Origin of the sequence: Enterocloster sp. OA13 (assembly GCF_022440595.1) — a bacterium.
Classification (GTDB): Bacteria; Bacillota; Clostridia; order Lachnospirales; family Lachnospiraceae; genus Enterocloster; species Enterocloster hominis.
Map to the genome: position 1 here is coordinate 6,370,992 of NZ_JAKNTF010000001.1, position 18,246 is coordinate 6,389,237.

General features: G+C 50.0%; 18 protein-coding genes. 15 read left to right on the plus strand and 3 right to left on the minus strand.

From position 1 onward, the window contains the following. Positions 1-13: 13 nt before the first annotated feature. The 4 genes from MCJ35_RS28525 to MCJ35_RS28540 are packed head-to-tail and all read left to right on the plus strand — an operon-like array spanning position 14 to position 4,504. The gene (locus MCJ35_RS28525) at positions 14-1,504 is read left to right on the plus strand and encodes a sugar ABC transporter ATP-binding protein (RefSeq protein ID WP_240299731.1); all 1,491 of its coding nucleotides are present in this window, start codon (positions 14-16) and stop codon (positions 1,502-1,504) included. A 1-nt stretch (position 1,505) separates the two neighbouring features. Further along, positions 1,506-2,450 (plus strand): ABC transporter permease, encoded by a 945-nt coding sequence (locus MCJ35_RS28530; RefSeq protein WP_025484096.1) that lies wholly within the window; start codon positions 1,506-1,508, stop codon positions 2,448-2,450. Positions 2,451-2,467: 17 nt separating this feature from the next. After that, positions 2,468-3,742 (plus strand): ArgE/DapE family deacylase, encoded by a 1,275-nt coding sequence (locus MCJ35_RS28535; protein WP_025484095.1) that lies wholly within the window; start codon positions 2,468-2,470, stop codon positions 3,740-3,742. A 9-nt stretch (positions 3,743-3,751) separates the two neighbouring features. Further along, positions 3,752-4,504 carry a glutamine amidotransferase gene (locus tag MCJ35_RS28540; protein ID WP_025484094.1) on the plus strand — a complete coding sequence of 251 codons (753 nt, stop codon included), beginning with the start codon at positions 3,752-3,754 and terminating at the stop codon, positions 4,502-4,504. An 83-nt stretch (positions 4,505-4,587) separates the two neighbouring features. On the opposite strand, the gene MCJ35_RS28545 is transcribed toward MCJ35_RS28540, so the two are convergent. Next, complete coding sequence (locus MCJ35_RS28545; protein ID WP_008724447.1) at positions 4,588-5,313, minus strand: GntR family transcriptional regulator; 726 nt, start codon at positions 5,311-5,313, stop codon at positions 4,588-4,590. A gap of 278 nt (positions 5,314-5,591) precedes the next feature. Here MCJ35_RS28545 and MCJ35_RS28550 point away from each other — a divergent pair, with 278 nt between their 5' ends. The 11 genes from MCJ35_RS28550 to MCJ35_RS28600 all read left to right on the plus strand — a co-directional run bounded on the left by MCJ35_RS28550 (position 5,592) and on the right by MCJ35_RS28600 (position 16,046). After that, the gene (locus MCJ35_RS28550) at positions 5,592-6,536 is read left to right on the plus strand and encodes a sugar kinase (protein ID WP_025484093.1); all 945 of its coding nucleotides are present in this window, start codon (positions 5,592-5,594) and stop codon (positions 6,534-6,536) included. A 10-nt stretch (positions 6,537-6,546) separates the two neighbouring features. Continuing rightward, on the plus strand, positions 6,547-7,410 hold the full coding sequence (locus MCJ35_RS28555; RefSeq protein ID WP_025484092.1) for an amidohydrolase family protein: 864 nt from the start codon (positions 6,547-6,549) through the stop codon (positions 7,408-7,410). After that, positions 7,398-7,829 (plus strand): secondary thiamine-phosphate synthase enzyme YjbQ, encoded by a 432-nt coding sequence (locus MCJ35_RS28560; protein ID WP_025484091.1) that lies wholly within the window; start codon positions 7,398-7,400, stop codon positions 7,827-7,829. Before MCJ35_RS28555 ends, MCJ35_RS28560 begins: the two co-directional genes overlap by 13 nt. Positions 7,830-7,847: 18 nt before the next feature. Further along, complete coding sequence (locus MCJ35_RS28565; RefSeq protein ID WP_025484090.1) at positions 7,848-9,386, plus strand: sugar ABC transporter ATP-binding protein; 1,539 nt, start codon at positions 7,848-7,850, stop codon at positions 9,384-9,386. Between the two features lie 3 nt (positions 9,387-9,389). Further along, positions 9,390-10,556: a multiple monosaccharide ABC transporter permease gene (mmsB, locus tag MCJ35_RS28570; protein ID WP_008724457.1), complete on the plus strand. Its 1,167-nt coding sequence runs from the start codon at positions 9,390-9,392 to the stop codon at positions 10,554-10,556. Positions 10,557-10,568: 12 nt separating this feature from the next. Beyond that, positions 10,569-11,642, plus strand: a complete 1,074-nt coding sequence (locus tag MCJ35_RS28575) for a substrate-binding domain-containing protein (protein ID WP_008724459.1) — start codon at positions 10,569-10,571, stop codon at positions 11,640-11,642. Positions 11,643-11,657: 15 nt separating this feature from the next. Beyond that, positions 11,658-12,488 carry a sugar phosphate isomerase/epimerase family protein gene (locus tag MCJ35_RS28580; RefSeq protein WP_025484089.1) on the plus strand — a complete coding sequence of 277 codons (831 nt, stop codon included), beginning with the start codon at positions 11,658-11,660 and terminating at the stop codon, positions 12,486-12,488. Between the two features lie 14 nt (positions 12,489-12,502). Then, the gene (locus tag MCJ35_RS28585; protein ID WP_008724463.1) at positions 12,503-12,739 is read left to right on the plus strand and encodes a hypothetical protein; all 237 of its coding nucleotides are present in this window, start codon (positions 12,503-12,505) and stop codon (positions 12,737-12,739) included. Between the two features lie 101 nt (positions 12,740-12,840). Continuing rightward, positions 12,841-13,854 carry an SIS domain-containing protein gene (locus MCJ35_RS28590; RefSeq protein WP_008724465.1) on the plus strand — a complete coding sequence of 338 codons (1,014 nt, stop codon included), beginning with the start codon at positions 12,841-12,843 and terminating at the stop codon, positions 13,852-13,854. 106 nt (positions 13,855-13,960) lie between these two features. Continuing rightward, positions 13,961-14,770, plus strand: a complete 810-nt coding sequence (locus MCJ35_RS28595) for a Cof-type HAD-IIB family hydrolase (RefSeq protein ID WP_025484086.1) — start codon at positions 13,961-13,963, stop codon at positions 14,768-14,770. Between the two features lie 310 nt (positions 14,771-15,080). Next, positions 15,081-16,046, plus strand: a complete 966-nt coding sequence (locus tag MCJ35_RS28600) for a uroporphyrinogen decarboxylase family protein (protein ID WP_025484084.1) — start codon at positions 15,081-15,083, stop codon at positions 16,044-16,046. A 226-nt stretch (positions 16,047-16,272) separates the two neighbouring features. Here the strand turns inward: MCJ35_RS28600 and pepT are convergent, their stop codons facing one another. After that, complete coding sequence (pepT, locus tag MCJ35_RS28605; RefSeq protein WP_227809051.1) at positions 16,273-17,496, minus strand: peptidase T; 1,224 nt, start codon at positions 17,494-17,496, stop codon at positions 16,273-16,275. A gap of 181 nt (positions 17,497-17,677) precedes the next feature. Continuing rightward, complete coding sequence (locus MCJ35_RS28610) at positions 17,678-18,175, minus strand: L-2-amino-thiazoline-4-carboxylic acid hydrolase (RefSeq protein ID WP_008724473.1); 498 nt, start codon at positions 18,173-18,175, stop codon at positions 17,678-17,680. Positions 18,176-18,246 lie beyond the last annotated feature (71 nt).

An 18,246-nucleotide genomic window follows, 5' to 3' on the forward strand; every position in this document is an offset into this window, starting at 1 on the left:
AGGTGGTGAGCACGTGGAGAATGATTATATACTGGAATTTCGGGGAATCAACAAATCATTTACCGGAGTAAAGGCCTTAAAGGATATCAGTTTCCAAATAAGGCGCGGAGAGGTACATGCCCTGATGGGGGAAAACGGGGCGGGTAAATCTACGCTTATGAAAATCCTTTCAGGGGCATATACAAAGGATTCAGGAGAAATCTTAGTTGATGGTAAGGAAGTAACCATTAAAAACACAAGTGATTCAGAGAAGCTGGGCATTGCCATCATATACCAGGAATTAAACCTGATTCCGGAATTGTCCGTGGCTGAAAACATTTTCCTGCACCGGCAGCCCCAAAGGGGAATCTTTGTGGACTGGAAGCAGATGAACGACCATGCGGCTGATGTGCTGAAACAGATTGATGTGGATATAGACACAAAGGCCACGGTGTCCTCCCTGAGTGTGGCGCAGCAGCAGATGGTGGAGATTGCCAAAGCGATTTCACTTAATTCCAGGGTGTTAATCATGGATGAGCCGACTTCAGCGCTGACAGAAGGGGAGACAAGAAAACTGTTCCAGGTTATTTCAAATCTGAAGAAGAAAGGGATAACCATGGTTTACATCAGCCACCGCATGGAAGAAATCTTCGAAATCTGTGATTCATATTCAGTAATGCGGGACGGCGCCTATATTGCCGGCGGCATGATATGTGAGGTGACGGTGGACAGGCTGATTGAGTACATGGTTGGCCGTTCCCTTTCACAGGTATTTCCGGCCAAACAGAATGTGATTGGCGATATAGTCCTGGAAGCCCAGGATATCAGCAGCGGTACTGAGGTCAGGAATGTCTCCTTCTATCTGAAGAAGGGTGAGATACTTGGGTTTGCCGGATTGGTAGGGGCAGGCCGGACCGAAACCCTGAAAGCCGTGTTTGGCGCAGATCCCAAATCCAAGGGGATGGTAAAGATAAATGGCCGGGTGGTTCCCATCCATTCTCCCAAGGATGCCATCCACTGGGGAATCGGCTTTGTCCCGGAGGACAGGAAACGGGAAGGACTGGTAACGGAACTGTCCGTCATGGATAATGTGGTAATGGCAAAAATGGAGAATTCCATGAACCATGGACTGTTCTCCATAGGGAAAGCTAAGGCGCTGTGCAGAAATTATATTGACAGCCTGATGATAAAAACCCCCTCGGAAAAGCAGCTGGCTAAGTATCTGAGCGGAGGAAACCAGCAAAAGGTAGTTTTGGCTAAATGGCTGAACTGTGCCCCGGATATCATTGTATTGGATGAACCCACCAGGGGAATTGATATAAATGCAAAAATGGAGATTTATAACATTATTGTGAAGCTGGCAAAAGAGGGGAAGTCCATCATACTGGTCTCTTCAGAGATGCAGGAGATTATCGGATTGTGTGACAGGGTCTATGTCATGTGTGAAGGTAAAGTGGCTGGCACGTTGATGAAAGAAGAATTAACACAAGAAAAGATTATGAGTTACGCAACAGGAGGCAGATAATATGGAGAAGGTAAGAAGCAGCAAAATCAATGTAAGCTGGAACGACATGGGGATTTTTATCATACTTGCTTTGCTGATAGTCATATTATCCGTTATTAGACCTGTGTTCCTGACCCCGGATAATATCATTAATGTCATCCGGCAGGTGACGATTGTGGCAATTATTGGGATTGGTATGTCATTTGTACTGATTTCAGGAGAAATAGACCTGAGTGTGGGTTCCATCTGCGCACTGTCCGGGATTATTGTTACCATGTGCCTGAGGGATGGTTTTGGGATGACGGTTTCCATCCTGCTGGCTTTAGGTACGGCGTCTCTTTGCGGGGCAATCAATGGGTCAATCCATGTTTTTGCAAAAATCCCATCCTTTATCGTGACCATGGGCATGCTGAATGTTGCCAGGGGGATTGTCCTTGTCATTACGAATTCCTATTCCATTACCGGTCTCCCTGACAGTTTCAAGGTAATCGGCCGGGGATACGTAGGCCCGATACCGGTTCCTGTGGTAATCATGGCTGTCTGTTATGTAATTGGTTTTGTAGTGCTTAAATATACGAAATTCGGCCGCAGCGCGTATTCCATCGGGGGTAATATTGAGGCGGCAAGGCTTTCCGGTGTTCCGGTGGTAAAGAATAAGATCCTGATTTATATCATCTGTGGGTTTACGGCAGGGATTGCGGGAATCATCCTCTCATCCAGGATGTTTTCAGGCCAGCCCAGCGCAGGAAACGGGCTGGAGCTGGATGCCATCGCGGCCTGTGTAATCGGCGGGACCAGTACCACGGGCGGAAAGGGAAGGCTGTGGGGAACATTTTTGGGAGCGTTGATTATGGGAATCATAACCAATGGAATGAATCTAATGAATATCTCCACAAACTGGCAGCTGATTGTACAGGGCATGATTATCGTCATAGCGGTTGGCCTGGACAGGATTAAGAGCAATTAATATAAAGGGGGAAGGATATGGATGATCTGAAGAAAGTGATACATGGGAATCAGGAACGATATCTGGACTTTCTGGGGAAACTGGTGAGCTTTGATACTTCTGTCATCCGCCACGGGGAAGACGGGCAGGAGGGCGCTGCGCAGATGTATCTGGCAGATTTCCTGGAAAGCCTTGGATGTGAGGTGGATGTATTTGAACCTGACAATGAACGGATGAAGCTATATCCAGGCTATAACCAGGGCCACAGCTATGCAGGAAGGCCTGATGTGGTGGGAACATACAGAGGTACGGGCGGAGGGAAATCCCTGATCCTTAATGGCCATATGGATACCATGCCATCCGGGAACCTGGACCGCTGGGAGACAGACCCCTGGAGGATGACGGAACGGGACGGACGACTGTACGGCCTGGGAACCGATGATATGAAAGGCGGGCTATCTGCCCTTGTGCTGGCATTGGAACTGGTGCTTTCCATGGGGATAAAGCCTAAGGGTGACATCCTGATCCAGAGTGTGGTGGATGAAGAGGGCGGAGGAAATGGGACACTGGCCTGCGCAGACAGGGGATACCGGGCCGATGGGGCAATCATAGCAGAGGGGTCGAACCTGGAGGTGTTTGCGGCAAACCGGGGCGCATGGCTGGTACAGGCGGATGTGGAAGGCATTCCCATCCATGCCAGCCTGAAAGGTTTTGGGGTCAATGCCATTGATAAGATGACAAAGGTTATTGACTCCATCCGGGAGCTGGAGACAAAGTGGATGACAACCAGACGCCATCCCCTTCTGGCACCGCCAACATTCAATATAGGCTGCATAGAGGGAGGGGTTGCCGCCTCCACGGTGGCTGAAAACTGCAGGCTTAAGTTTGATGTGGAGTATTTCCCATCGGAGACAGATGCATTTGGGGCCCGTCATCTGGTGGATAAGGACGAGGTGGCACGGGAGGTGGAACAGCATATCAGCCTTATGTGCCAGGGGGATGAGTGGCTGAGGGAGCATCCGGTCAGACTGCAGTGGTATCAGGACTGTTCTCCATTTGAAACAGACACCAGCCATCCCCTGGTTCAGACACTGGCGGATATATCAGGGGAGGTTACCGGGAAACGTGTGATTTCAGGCATGACAGCCGGATGTGATGCGCGTCATCTGACCAATATCCTTAAAATACCTACAGTGGTATATGGGCCTGGCAGCTGCCATTTTGCCCACAAGGTAAATGAATTCCTGCCCAAGGACCAGTTTTTAATGGCAATTGAAACGTATGCAAAGATGATAATCAAATGGACATGTTAGGAGGCTGTTATGGATAAGATAAAAGTACTGTTTGCAGGGGAATCCTGGTTTTTTACTACCACAGAGACAAAAGGGTTTGACCAGTTTACAATAGGCGGGTACGAAACGGAAATCGGCAGGGTAAGGGAAGTCATGAAGGATTATGCTGAGATTACCCATATTCCGGCCCATCTGGTATTACAGGAATTCCCAACCACGGCAGAAGAACTGAAAAACTATGATGTGGTGATACTCAGCGATGTGGGGGCCAATACATTCCTGCTGCACCCGGATACATTTTTCCGCAGCATACCAACGCCAAACCGCCTTCAGGCCATAGCCAGGTATGTAGAGGAGGGCGGGGCCTTTGGTATGATGGGGGGATATATGACCTTTATGGGCATCGAGGGAAAAGGCAAATGGCATAACACTGTCATTGAGGAGCTGCTGCCTGTTACCATGATGGAAGGGGACGACAGGGAGGAGCATCCAGAAGGCCTGGTTTTGGAAATTAATCCCCAGAGCCATCCCCTGCTGGCAGGGATGCCGGAGAAATGGCCGCCGCTTTTGGGATACAATAAGCTGGCTGCCAAAAAGGATGCGGATGTCGTGATTTCCTGGAAGGGGGATCCGGTGCTTGCCCTGGGCACATACGGGGAAGGCAGAAGCTTCGCATGGGCCAGTGACTGCGCACCTCATTGGATGCCGGCTGATTTTTGTGAATCTGACTGCAACCGTATGCTTTGGGAGCGGGTGTTGAACTGGGTGACAAAAAGAAATTAGGATACTGAATGATAAAATGGAAAAGCGGACTCTCCGGAGTCCGTTTTTCCATTTTGTATCATTAAGGGACTGTTGTATCCACCCTATAAATAAAAAACCATATCCTGCGTATTATACAGCTGTTTTGCCACAAACAGGGGGGTATCAAACCCGCCTGACTGGAAATCCCTGAACAGCAGCAGGGAGGAGCCGCGTCTGGTTTCCAGCAGTTCTGCCTCATAGGCGGTGGAGGTGGATATCTCCAGCGTCCTTTGGCTGGTATGTACGGATATTCCATGGTTGTTAAAACATTCAAAGATGGAACCTTCCAGATTCTCATGCAGGAGGAAATCATATTTCTTTAAAAAGTGGGATGTCTCAATCACCGTGGGGCGTCTGTCAATAAATCTCAAGCGTACCACTTCTATAATCTGTTCACTTTCATCAATTTTCAGGAAATCACATTCAGCTTTTGTCGCATAGGAGTAACCGGCAGAGAGTACCTGGGAGTGCAGTTCCTTGCCCAGGCGCCTGCAGGACTCGGTAAGTCCTGTCGTATCATTGGCCGACTGAAGCTTTTTCTTTGGAGCCACGAAGGTTCCCTTCCCCTGACTGCGGACTAAAAGCCCGTCCGACACCAATTCCAGGATAGCCCCCCGGACGGTTACCCTGCTGACATTGAAGACCTTCATGAGCAGGAGTTCGGAGGGGAGTTTTTCTCCAGCGGCTATGTTTCCCATGTTAATCTCTTCGGTTATCACATTGGCGACCTGCTTGTACAGAGGAATCATGCTGGTGGGGTCAATGCTGTTTGAATCGAAATTAAACATATGCTTCACCTTAATCATACCAAAATAGTCTTTGGCAAAAATCCTTTCTTAATACATTATAATACAACATAAATCAGCTTTTGGCAAGATGATACGGCGTAAACAAGGCACCCCCTCCTGTATTGTATTAAGATATGTATTAATACAATATAAAACAACATAGTAAAAAAGTACTATAAAATAAAAAGATATTTTAATTTTATATTATATATTGACAAATAGTGTATTAGAATGTATTATGACATATGAGGACAATAAACAATGTTGGAGGTGGAACAATGAAGTATGATTTGTTAACAGCCGGATTTCCCATTGTAGAAATCATGCGGAAGGAGAGAGGGGTAACCTTTGAAGAGCCAGCTGATTTTACCGGCCCTTATCCAAGCGGGGATACATGTATTGTTTTAGATGTTGCGTCTAGGCTGGGGTTGAAGTGCTGCTTTTTGGGAACCGCGGGCACGGATGCATTTTCAGACGTGGTGTTAAACCGCCTGAGGCAGGATGGGATTGACCTTTCATATGTAAGGAGGGTGGAAGGAGCATCCACGGCAATTGTTTTTGTAAGATACGGGAAGGATGGGAAACGGGAGTACCTGAATGTAATGGAGCACACTGCATTTTCTGATTTTAATGAAAGTGACATCTGTCTTGAGGCCGTGAAGGAGGCAAGGTGGGTACACTTCAGCGGGGAGGTGCTCAGCATAGCGTCCGACGGGGTCAGGAGAAAGGCAATGCTCAGGCTGCTGGAGGCAATACCGGCCGAAAGCAGGGTATGTCTTGACCCTAATTTCGTGGATGACCAGCCGGGCATCATGGATATCATGGAGCCGTTCATAGCCAGGGCCGACCTTATCCTGCCCAGTGAAGGGGAAGCCATGCAGATGATGGGCACGGATACGGACGAGGAGGCATGTAAAGGCCTGGCAGCCAAGGGGAAGACCGTGGTGCTGAAAAGAGGCAGCGGGGGCTGTGATGTCTATACAGCGGAAGGCGTATGCCATATCCCGGCATTCCACATAGAGGAGAAGGATCCAACGGGATGCGGGGATTCATTCTGCGCCGGGTTCATTACAGGACTTGTGGAGGGACAATGCATCCGGGATGCGGGTACGCTGGCCAATGCGGCAGGCGCGCTCCAGGCCATGCATGTAGGACCTATGGAAGGTGCGTTGTACAGGGAAGAAGTGGATGGGTTCATACAGGATCATAAAGGGGTGGAATAAGGAGGACAATATGGTAATCGATGTACATTATCATCCCGCGTTCATAAAAGAGGTCTGCGGGGATGAGGAATTGGCCGAGAGGCGCAGGAACGATATGGCATATTATAAGACCGGGGTTGCAGAGGTGGAGCGGATTAAGGAACGGATGAAGTCATCCGGGGTGGACCGGTGTTTCCTTCTTCCGCATGATTACTCCACCGTGTCCGGCGACAGGATTTCCAACGAGGAAATGAAGAATCTGGTGGAGCTGGGGGAGGGGATGTTCTATGGATTTGCCTCCGTGGACCCGGAACAGGAGGATGCGGGGGAAAAGCTGGAACATGCGTTCAGGGAACTGAACCTGTCTGGACTGAAGCTCCACCCTTCCAAACAGGGCTTTTATCCCAATGATAAAAAAATGTACGGGCTTTACGATATCTGCGTGAAATATAACAGGCCCATCCTGTTCCATGCAGGCTTCACATGGCAGCCGGGAACATTGGCAAAGTACTCCCATCCCCTGAACTTCGAGGAGGTTGCGCTGGATTTCCCTGAGCTCCGGTTCTGCCTGGCGCATATGGGATTCCCATGGGTGAAGGAGACAGCCATGATGATCCTCAAGTATCCCAATGTATATGCGGATACGTCGGCCCTGTATTTTGACAGCGCCTATGAATTTTACGAGTATCTGTTTAAACAGGAACTGGGATATGGGTGGCTGGACCGCAGCCTGCGCCACAAGGTGATGTTTGGTTCCAATATGCCCAGGTTTGAGGAGATGAGGATGCTGGCGGCTTTAAAAAGACTTGGTTTACGGGAGGAAACCGTGGAACTCATAACAGAGGACAACGCGTTGGTCTTCCTGGGAGAGAGGGAACAGGCATGGTTAGGTTAGAGAAGTTTGTGATCCATACAACAAAATATAATGATTTCATCAATATAACGGACCGGGTGGTGGATTTGGTGGGGCAGTCTGGGATTAAGGACGGGATGGCCCTTGTGATGACGGCCCACACAACAACAGGCATCACTGCCAATGAGGCCCTGGAATGCCTGCAGAGCGATATGAAGGATATGATGTGGAGGCTGGTTCCGGAATATGGGCACTATGCCCACAGCAGGATGCTCCATTCCTACGGCACAACGGCCGGAAACCCAACCGGTCATCTGAGGGCCATGCTCACGGGCAATCACGTGGTTTTCCCGGTATCTGAGGGGAAAATCGTCCGGGGGGATGCCCAGGAAATCTTTTTCTGTGAATTTGACGGGGCCCAGAGCAGGACGGTCTACGTAGAGATAATGGGTGAAGCATGATTGAAAGGAGGCACCTGGATGCCAGAAGATTACATACTCAGGATTGACAAGGTCGTAAAGCGGTTCGGCAATGTGACGGCGCTTAAGAATGTCTCGCTGAATGTAAGACGCGGGGAGATTCACGTACTGTGCGGTGAAAATGGAGCAGGCAAGTCCACCCTCATGAACATCATCAGCGGGGTATATCCGCATGGGACGTATGAGGGGAACTTTTATTACAATGACAGGGAATGCAGGTTCCGCTCCATTGGTGACAGTGAAAAAGAAGGAATCGTAATCATCCACCAGCACCTTGCCCTTATACCGGCCCTTTCCATTGCGGAGAACATCTATCTTGGAAATGAGATAAAAAAGGGCGTGTCCATTGACTGGAACCGGACCAGGCAGGAGGCAGCACGCTTCATGCACATCGTCGGACTCCATGAAAGCCCGGATACCCTGATACAGAACATCGGTGTGGGGAAACAGCAGCTGGTTGAGATCTGCAAGGCCATATCAAAGAATGTGAAGCTGCTTATCCTGGATGAGCCTACGGCTGCCCTGAATGATGAGGAAAGCGACACCCTGCTGAACCTGATACAGGAATTCAAGGAACAGGGCATTACGTCCATCCTGATTTCCCACAAGCTGAGGGAGGTCACAAAGGTCTGTGATGCAATTACCATCATCCGCGACGGGGAAACCATAGAGACACTATACAAAGGGGTGGATGAGATAAGCGAAGCCCGCATCATCAAGGGGATGGTGGGCAGGGAGCTGACCAACCGGTTCCCGGCCAGGGACAGCGCCATTGGCGATGTAAGCCTGGAAATCAGGAACTGGAATGTATATGACCCTGTAATCGCAGGAAAACAGATACTTCACAACATCAACATGTATGTGAGGAAGGGGGAGGTGCTTGGGATTGCAGGGCTGATGGGGGCAGGCAGGACAGAACTGGCCATGAGTGTTTTCGGCAGAAGCTACGGAACGGATATATCGGGGGAACTGCGGATGAATGGGAAACCCATACAGGTCCGCAATGTGCCGGAGGCCATCAGGAACGGGATTGCCTATGTATCAGAAGACCGCCATGTATATGGGATGATACAGGGACAGTCCATTACCAATAACATCACCCTGCCCAGCCTGGGGAACTTTGTGGACAGGGGCACCATTGACAGCAATAAGGAGGTGGTGGTTGCAAATGAATACAGGGAAAAACTGAGTATCAAGTGCTATAACGTGGAACAGGATGTATCCAAGCTTTCAGGCGGGAACCAGCAGAAGGTCATATTCAGCAAATGGGTACTGGCAGGTTCGGACGTGCTGATTCTGGATGAACCTACCCGTGGCATAGACGTGGGGGCGAAATACGAGATATACCAGGTGATGAATGAGATGGTCGGCCAAGGCAAGTCAGTCATACTGATCTCATCCGACATGCCGGAGATACTTGGGATGTGTGACCGCACATACATCATGAATGAAGGGTGTGTGGTCGGTGAACTGGAAGGAAATGAGATTGCTCAGGTCAATATAATGAATGCAATCATGCAGAATAGTAAGGTGGGTTAAGTCATGAAAAATAATAAAAAGATTCCTGCCATCAATTTGAGGCAGTATGGAATGATAATAGCGCTGGTGCTTATCACATTGTTTTTCGGGATCGTAACAGGCGGGGTGCTCTTTAAGCCCATGAACATCAGCAATATATTCATGCAGAACAGTTACATTATCTTTTTGTCAATCGGCATGTTTTTCTGTGTCCTGACAGGTAATGTGGATTTATCGGTAGGTTCGGTAGTGGGTGTTTCCGGGGCGCTGCTGGGGTTCATGATTGTGGAACACAGTGTACCGACCCCTGTGGCAGTGGTTGTCACATTGTTATTCGGTTTATTGATCGGCGTGTTCCACGGCTGTTTCATCGCGTTCTTAAATATACCGCCGTTTATTGTAACGCTGGCCGGCATGCTTATCTTCCGGGGCCTGACCATGGTAATCCTGCAGGGACAGTCCCTGTCGCCCTTCAGCAAAAGCTTCCAGTATTTCTCTTCTGGCTTTGTAGGGACGGATATGAAAGCCGGCGGTGTCAATCTCCTGTGCGTCCTGCTGTTTGCAGTGGCAGCGGCAGCCATTATCCTCGCGGAGAAGAACAGGAGGAAAGCAAGGATTAAATACGGGTTCGAGGTATCTTCCACCGGAATCATGGCGGCAAAGCTGGCAGCCGTGCTGCTGGCAGTGGGCGCCATCCTTATGGGACTGGGCATGTACCGTGGGATTCCCTTTATTCTGATCATATTGATTATTGTTGCATTGATTTATACATATATAGCGGATAAGACGCCGGTTGGCCGTCATGTGTACGCGGTCGGGGGGAACTCGGATGCAGCCAGGCTGTCGGGGGTAAAGACTAAGCTCATCATGTTCCTTGTATATGTAAACTGTTCCTTCATGGCTACCATTGCGGGCATTGTGGTTACCAGCCGCCTGAATGTGGCCACCTCCAAGGCCGGGACCTCATACGAGCTGGATGCCATCGCGGCCTGTTACATAGGCGGATGTGCGGCCTCAGGAGGCGCCGGCAGCATCATCGGCGTGATTACAGGTGCCGCGGTCATGGCGGTCCTTAACAACGGTATGTCCATACTGGGGATTGGAACGGATATGCAGCAGGTAATAAAAGGTTTCATTCTTTTACTGGCAGTAACATTTGATATCAGAGCCAAAGCAAAAGGTAAAAATTAAGGAGGAAAAAAGATGAAGAAGACGGTAAGAAGACTGATGGTGACATGTATGGTACTGGGCATGGCGGCAATGGCCCTGGGCGGCTGCAGCAGCTCAAAAAAGAAGGTCATCGGGGTATCCCTCCCAACCCAGGACCTGGCCAGGACACAGAAGGACCAGGAATATCTGACAAAATACCTGACAGAGATGGGCTATGAGGTAAATGTCCAGTTTGGCAAAGGCGATGCCAACATCCAGGCCTCTTCCATTGAAAACATGATTACCAGCGGGGTGGCAGGCCTGATCATATCACCCTTTGACAGCTCTTCCATGACAAAGGTCATAGAGCTTGCCCATGAAAATAATATCCCGGTCATTTCGTATGATTCCCTGTGCCTGAACACGGAATATATCGATTACTACAGCGCAGATGATCTGGAGGGAATCGGGGCCTGCCAGGCCCAGTATATCGTTGACCATCTGGGGGTTGCAGAAGGCAAGGGGCCTTTTAATATTGAGATTGTCGCAGGCGACCCTGCTGACAATAACGCTACCTACTTTTATAAAGGGGCCATGGATGTGCTTTCGCCATATCTGGAGGACGGCAGCCTGGTGGTTCCCAGCGGCCAGATTGAATTTGCAGTCTGCGGCACGCCGGAATGGGACGGCTCCAAGGCCCAGTCCAGGATGGATTCCATTCTGAGCACCTATTATACGGACAAACGTGTGGATGCTGTCCTGACCCAGAATGACGGAATTGCCCTGGGTGCAATCTCTTCCCTTAAATCCGTTGGCTATGGTTCCTCCGACATGCCCCTTCCTATTACCACCGGACAGGACTGTGACATTGCCTCCATCAAGTCCATTCTGGCCGGAGAGCAGACCATGACCGTGTTTAAGGACATCAGCGTGCTGGCAAAAAATGCGGCTGACGTGATTGACAGCCTTGTAAAAGGGGAAGAACCAAAGCTTGAGAATTACACCACATTCAACAATGGGGTAAAGGATGTGAAGGCAACCCTGGTCATACCGAAGGCCCTTGATAAAGATAACTGCGATGAACTGCTTTTTGACAGCGGCTACTATTCAAAGGATATGCTGAAATAAATATCTGGAGGAAATATGGGAAAATTAGGACTGAACCAACTGGCAGCCATGAACATGGTATATAACAGATATTCATTTACATACTTCCTGGATTCGCTGGAGCGGATGGGGGTAAAACAGTTTGAGCTTTGGGCCGGCGCCCCCCATTTCTGTAATTTCATCCAAAGCCTCAGCGATGCGGGTAAACTCAGGAAAGAGGTGGAAGCCAGGGGACTTAAGATTGTCTGCCTGACCCCGGAGCAGGTGCTGTATCCTCACAATATCGCATCGTCTGATAAGGAACTGAGACAGTTCAGCCTGGAGTATTTCTATAAATACATCGGACAGACAGCGGAACTGGGTGTGGATAAAATGCTGTGCTGCGCCGGATGGGGAGATTATGACCAGGACAGGGAGGATGCGTGGAAACGTTCCGTGGAAAGCCTGTGGTCCATGGTGGAGCGTGCAAAAAAGGCAGGAATCACGCTGGCCTTTGAGATATTGGGCAGATTTGAGAGTAACCTGGTCAATGACTTTGCGTCCACCAGGCGCATGATGGAGGAAATCCAGGATCCATGTTTTAAGTTATGCCTGGATACGGTTCCCATGCGCACCTGCGGCAGCAGCATATCAGATTTCTTCCAGGCGTTTCCGGGGCGGATATGCCATTTCCACATGACGGACGGGACCCCTGCGGGCCATGTACCCTGCGGCACAGGGGAGCATCCCATAGGCGCTTACATTGCCGAACTGGAACGGCTGGGATATGACAGGTACATTACCCTGGAAATCGGGGACACGTCCTGCTGTACCAATCCCCATGAGGCCACGGAATCAGGATTCAACTATGTAAAACAGTTTTTATGAAATGAGGCGGTCGGATGAAGCTTAAGAATATAAAAGATGTGGAAGGTTTCTTTCATGTCATTGACCAGTGTACGGGAAGGGTGGAACTTATATCTTCGGAAGGTGACCGGATCAACCTGAAGTCAAGGCTGACCCAGTATATGGCGATGGCGTCCATTCTCAACACGGACTATATCGATGAGCTGGAACTGGTGGTATCCAGCCCGGAAGATATGGAGCGCATTTTACGGTTTTTAGGCGTTGGAATCTAAAAAGCTTAAAAAAGTACTTTACAAAATATATTATATGTTATATTATAACGACATAGGACAATATATAACGAACTATTTCATATTACAGGAGGTAGAAAAACATGTTTAACTTCAATGTTCCACGTTATGAAAAGGTGGTAGGGGATGCAATCGCCTTAAGGCCACAGATTGAGAAAGCAGTGGATGAAATCTGCGCACAGGGCTACACCAATATTTTCTTCATAGGATGCGGCGGAACCTATGCACATTCGCTGCCCATGAAGTACTGGCTGGATACTACGTCGGATATTGATACATACAGCGTGATTGCAGCCGAGTTCATGGCAGCAGGGCATAAGAAGTTCACCAAGGATTCTGTCTGTGTGTTCTCCACCAGAAGCGGGAATACAAAGGAAATCGTGGCAGCGGCAAAGTATTGTAAGGAAGCCGGGGCAAGGACCATGGTGTATGTTTCCAATGACAATACGCCGGTTTGTGAGTATGCGGATTATAAGTTTGCAAGCTTTGCAGAGGATGACTGTCTGTGTGAAGCCATCTATACCTATATGATCATCCTCCTGAGCCGTTTTAAGAAAAATGCAGGGGAATTTGATGACTATGATGAGTTCCTGGGCCAGTATGAGGCGGTTGTCCCATATCTGGTTAAGGCCAAGGAGCAGTACGAGGACAGATGCGCAGCAATGGCAGCGCAGCATAAGGATACGGATTACCACATGGTAATCGGAGCAGGGATGCTCTGGGGGGAAGCCTACGATTATGCAATGTGTATCCTGGAGGAAATGCAGTGGATTAAGACAAAATCCATCCACGCAGCAGAGTATTTCCATGGAACCCTGGAACTGGTGGAGGAAGATACAAGCCTGATCCTGTTCTACGGGGAAGATGAGACAAGGCCCCTTATGGACCGTGTCCTGAACTTCTCCCAGAAGGTCACAAAGGTCATCAATGTATTTGACACCAAGGAGATAGAGCTTCCGTTTACCCAGGCAGTGTACAGGAAGATTGTATCACCCATGGTAATGTATGCAATCACCGAGCGCTTAAGCTGCCATCTGGAGAAGGAGCGGAACCATCCTCTTACAACCAGGAGATATTACCGTCAGATGGAATATTAATCTTATGAATCAATAGGAATCTGGGGAAATGCCGCCGGATCTGAATGGACAGCAGGAATCGCCCCGCATCATGTGCGGGGCGATTCCTTTGGGGAAAGGAACAGATATGAAATACAAGCTATTGGTCCTGGATATAGACGGGACACTGACCAATGAAAAGAAGGAGATAACAGGACACACAAAACATACAATCCTGCGCATGCAGAAAGCCGGAGTAAAAGTGGTCCTGGCATCGGGACGGCCCACCTATGGGGTGGTGCCTACGGCAAAGGAACTGGAACTGGAACGGTATGGAGGATTTATCCTGTCCTATAACGGAGGAAGGATTGTGGACTGTTCCACAGGAAAAACCATATATGAAAAGACAATTCCCCACAAGGCCATCAGTGGGATTTACAGCCAGGTCCGCGGCCTGGACGTGGCGCTGATGACATATGAGGGGGATACAATCATTACTGAGAATCCCCGTGACGCGTACGTGGACAAAGAATCATTTATTAATAAAATGAAGGTAAAGGGGGTTGGGAACTTCCTGGAATATGTCACGTTCCCGGTTGTTAAATGCCTGGTGGCAGCTGACGGCGGGTATCTTGCCACGGTTGAGGAGAAGCTGAAGGAATATTTTGGCAGCCAGTTAAGCATCTACCGCTCAGAACCATACTTTCTTGAAATCATGCCAAAGGATATTGACAAGGCTTCTTCCCTGGAACGTCTGCGCCTGCTGCTGGGGCTTGAAAGGGAAGGGATTGCAGCATGCGGGGACGGCCTCAATGACATTTCCATGATACAGTACGCAGGACTGGGGATTGCCATGGCCAATGCCCAGGAGGCAGTGAAGAAGGTGTGTGACTTTGTGACAAAGTCCAATGAAGAGGAAGGCGTGGCCTATGCCATTGACAGGTTCATCCTGAGTTAGGATGTGTCCGGACGCCCGGTGTGCGCGGATCGTCTGAGTATTGTAGGTGAGAAATACGAGCTGGAAGTGAATATGGCCGGCAGGGATAAGAAGTACAGTGAATAGGCGCGGCCTGTTCACTGTATTTTGTATATAGTGCATAAAAAATAGACCGTATATGTGTTGAATATGCAGAAATAAATAAAAACCCTTGATAGCTGATAATATCAGTGATATATTAAAGGAAACATCATTATAGGCTGGGCATGCAGATATACCAGAGTGTTTGCTGGCATCCCAAAGACAAACAAGAAGAAAAGGAGATTGAACCATGACCAAGAGAGAACGAGTAATCGCAGCAATCCAGCAGAAGGACATAGACGGGATCCCGTCCGGCTTTTCCCTTCATTTCCCGGAGGATAAAAAGAGGGGGGAGGCTAGTGTGAAGGCCCACCTTGATTTCTTCCGGGACACGGATACTGATATATGCAAGATTATGAATGAGAACCTGATTCCTGTGTTTGGGACAATCCATACCCCGGATGACTACAACAGGCTGATTCCCCGGATGACCATGGAAGATGGGTTCATGAAGGACCAGATGGCGCTGACAAAAGAAATCCTGGCCGGTTGTGACAAGGATGTGTTTACCATGGGAACCCTTCACGGTATCTGCGCGTCCGGCATCCATCCCATTGAGCAGGCCGGGGTCAACTACTTTGCTGCAAGGCAGATGCAGGTGGATTTCCTGCGGTGGGACGAGGAGAAGATGCTGTCCGCCATGCAGCGCATCACGGATGTGCTCTGCGACCTGGCGAGGAGTTACATAGAGGCGGGCCTGGATTCTGTCTATTACGCCTCCTTGGGCGGCGAGGAGTGCTTCTTTACCGATGAGGAATTTGCAAGATGGATCAAGCCTTTTGAAATCCAGGTCATGAAGGCGATTAAGGATGCGGGCGGATACTGCTTCCTGCACATCTGCAAGGATGGCCTGAACATGGAGAGATACAGGGATTATGCCCCTTACGCGGATGTTGTGAACTGGGGTGTATTCGAGGTACCCTATGACCTGGAAAAAGGCAGGGAGCTTTTTGGCGGCAAGACCCTTATGGGAGGACTTCCCAACCGCCACGGCGTACTGGTGGACGGAAGCGATGCCGGGATAGAGGCAGAAGTGAGGAAGGTCATCTCTGACTTTGGCAGGAAGGGCCTGATCCTGGGCGCCGACTGTACGCTGGCTACTGAGCAGGACCTTAATAAGGTGAGGCTGGCTGCAAGGACGGCACGGAGCTGCTGATATGCTGATAAGGGTTGTTGCAGGGACAGCGCAGGGCTGCTAATCTGCTGATAAGGGTTGTTGCAGGGACAGCGCAGGGCTGCTGATATGCTGACAAGGGTTGTTGCAGGGACAGCGCAGGGCTGCTGATATGCTGATAAGAACTGCGCAGGGACGGTGCAGGGCAGCACATAAGATATGTACAATAAAGGGAGAAAGCGGCGGACCGCTTTCTCCCTTTGACTTCTTAAGCATACAGCTCAACCAGATATTTAAGGATTTCAACCACCTTTTCCATGGACTGTACGGATACAAATTCATGACGTCCATGTCCGTTCTGTCCTCCGGTACAGAGGTTGGGGCAGGGCAGCCCCATGTAGGATAGGCGGGATCCGTCCGTGCCTCCACGGATCGGGTCCACAATGGGCGTGACACCGGCCTTTTCCATGGCGGTGAATACATGGTCAATCATTTCCTGATGGTCTTTTATCTTCTCATACATGTTCAGGTAGCTTTCCGTTATCTGGATTTCCACGGTTCCCTCACCGTATTTCCTGTTCAGGTATTGGGCAGCGTCCTTCATCAATTCCTGGCGTTCCATGTAATGCCCGTAATCGTGGTCCCTGATGATGTACTTCATGGTGGCTGTCTCCGTGCATCCCTCCATGCGGTCCAGGTGGAAGAAGCCCTCCCGTCCCTCGGTGCACGCAGGGGTTTCATAAACCGGAAGCAGGTTCTGGTATTCCATGGCCATGAGGATGGCATTCTTAAGCACGCCCTTGGAATAGCCGGTGTGCGCGGTCACGCCGTGGACCGTCACGACTGCCCCGGCGGCATTGAAGTTTTCGTAGGAAAATTCCCCAAGGATCCCGCCGTCCACCGTATATCCGTAGGCAGCGTCCAGTTTCTTCACATCCACATGGTCCGCGCCCCGGCCAATCTCCTCATCCGGGGTGAAAAGGATGCTGATTCCCGGATGGGGATGTTCCGGGTGTTCCATCAGAAACTGTGCCAGGGTCATGATTTCCGCAACCCCTGCCTTGTCGTCCGCGCCCAGCAGGGTGGTGCCGTCCGTGACAATCAGGTCCTGGCCCTTAAACTGTGCCAGGCTGGGATAATCGGAAACCCTGGTGACAATATTCTTTTCCTGGTTGAGGACGATATCCCCTCCATCATAGCCGGCCACAATACGGGGCTTTATATTGGCTCCCGACATGTCCATGGCCGTATCCATATGTGCAATCAGGGCAAGTCCCGGCCTGGTGCACCCGGCAGAGGCCGGGATGTGTGCGTAGACACAGGCGTACTGGTCCATCTCCACATCATGAAGGCCAAGTCCTTTTAACTCGTCCGCCAGGTATGCAGCCAGCTTCAGCTGCTTTTCAGTGGACGGCACCGCTGTGCTGGCGCTGTCGGACTGGGTGTCGAAGCTTACGTACGTTAGAAATCTGTCTTTCACGTTCTGGTTCATGTTATTCCTCCTGTTTTCCGTACTGCATGGAATGCAGCCGGTAAAATCCATTCTGCCGGCACGGTCCCTCCTGTCATCCTGTATGGACACTACCGGTAGGATACCCATATGATACCACTATCATGCGGATAATAAAAGATGCTGCCATATGAAAATGGCAGCATGGCTTGTTGGATCGGTTTTATTTGTGGAAATGCAGATGGCAGCATCCGTCGCCTGCAGCAATGGTCTTGGTGATATCCAGGGTCAGTCCCATCTGGTCGGCAATGCCGCGGTCACCATCCATGGCCATGTCACAGAGCAGCTCCAGTTCCTTGCCCTCGTAGCCCAGCTTCTCCCAGGCCTGTACAAGGGGACATTGATGGAACTCTGCAACCAGGTCGTCATGGGTTGCTTCCAGGACATCAATCTCCATGTTCCTTGCGCCCTGTCCGCTGAAGAACGCCTTGCCGAAATCGGCTGCGCTTTCAGGGTCTTCGCACTGTGGCTTGTACATATTGTCACCGTGGATGTGGCCGCACTTGCGGATTGCTTCACGGCACATCTTCTCGGCGTCAGCGCCCTGCTTTTTGGCCTGGTCATAAAGAAGGGCCATCCAGGTTGCCCTGTGCTCTACGGCACCGCGGCAGGCCATGGTTGCTGGGTCGGTAAATTTAGGTTCGTTGTGTTTGATAGACATTGTAAAATCCTCCTTAAATAAAATCAATGGATATTCTGATTTTATCCAGGCACGCAGGAATAACTGGTACT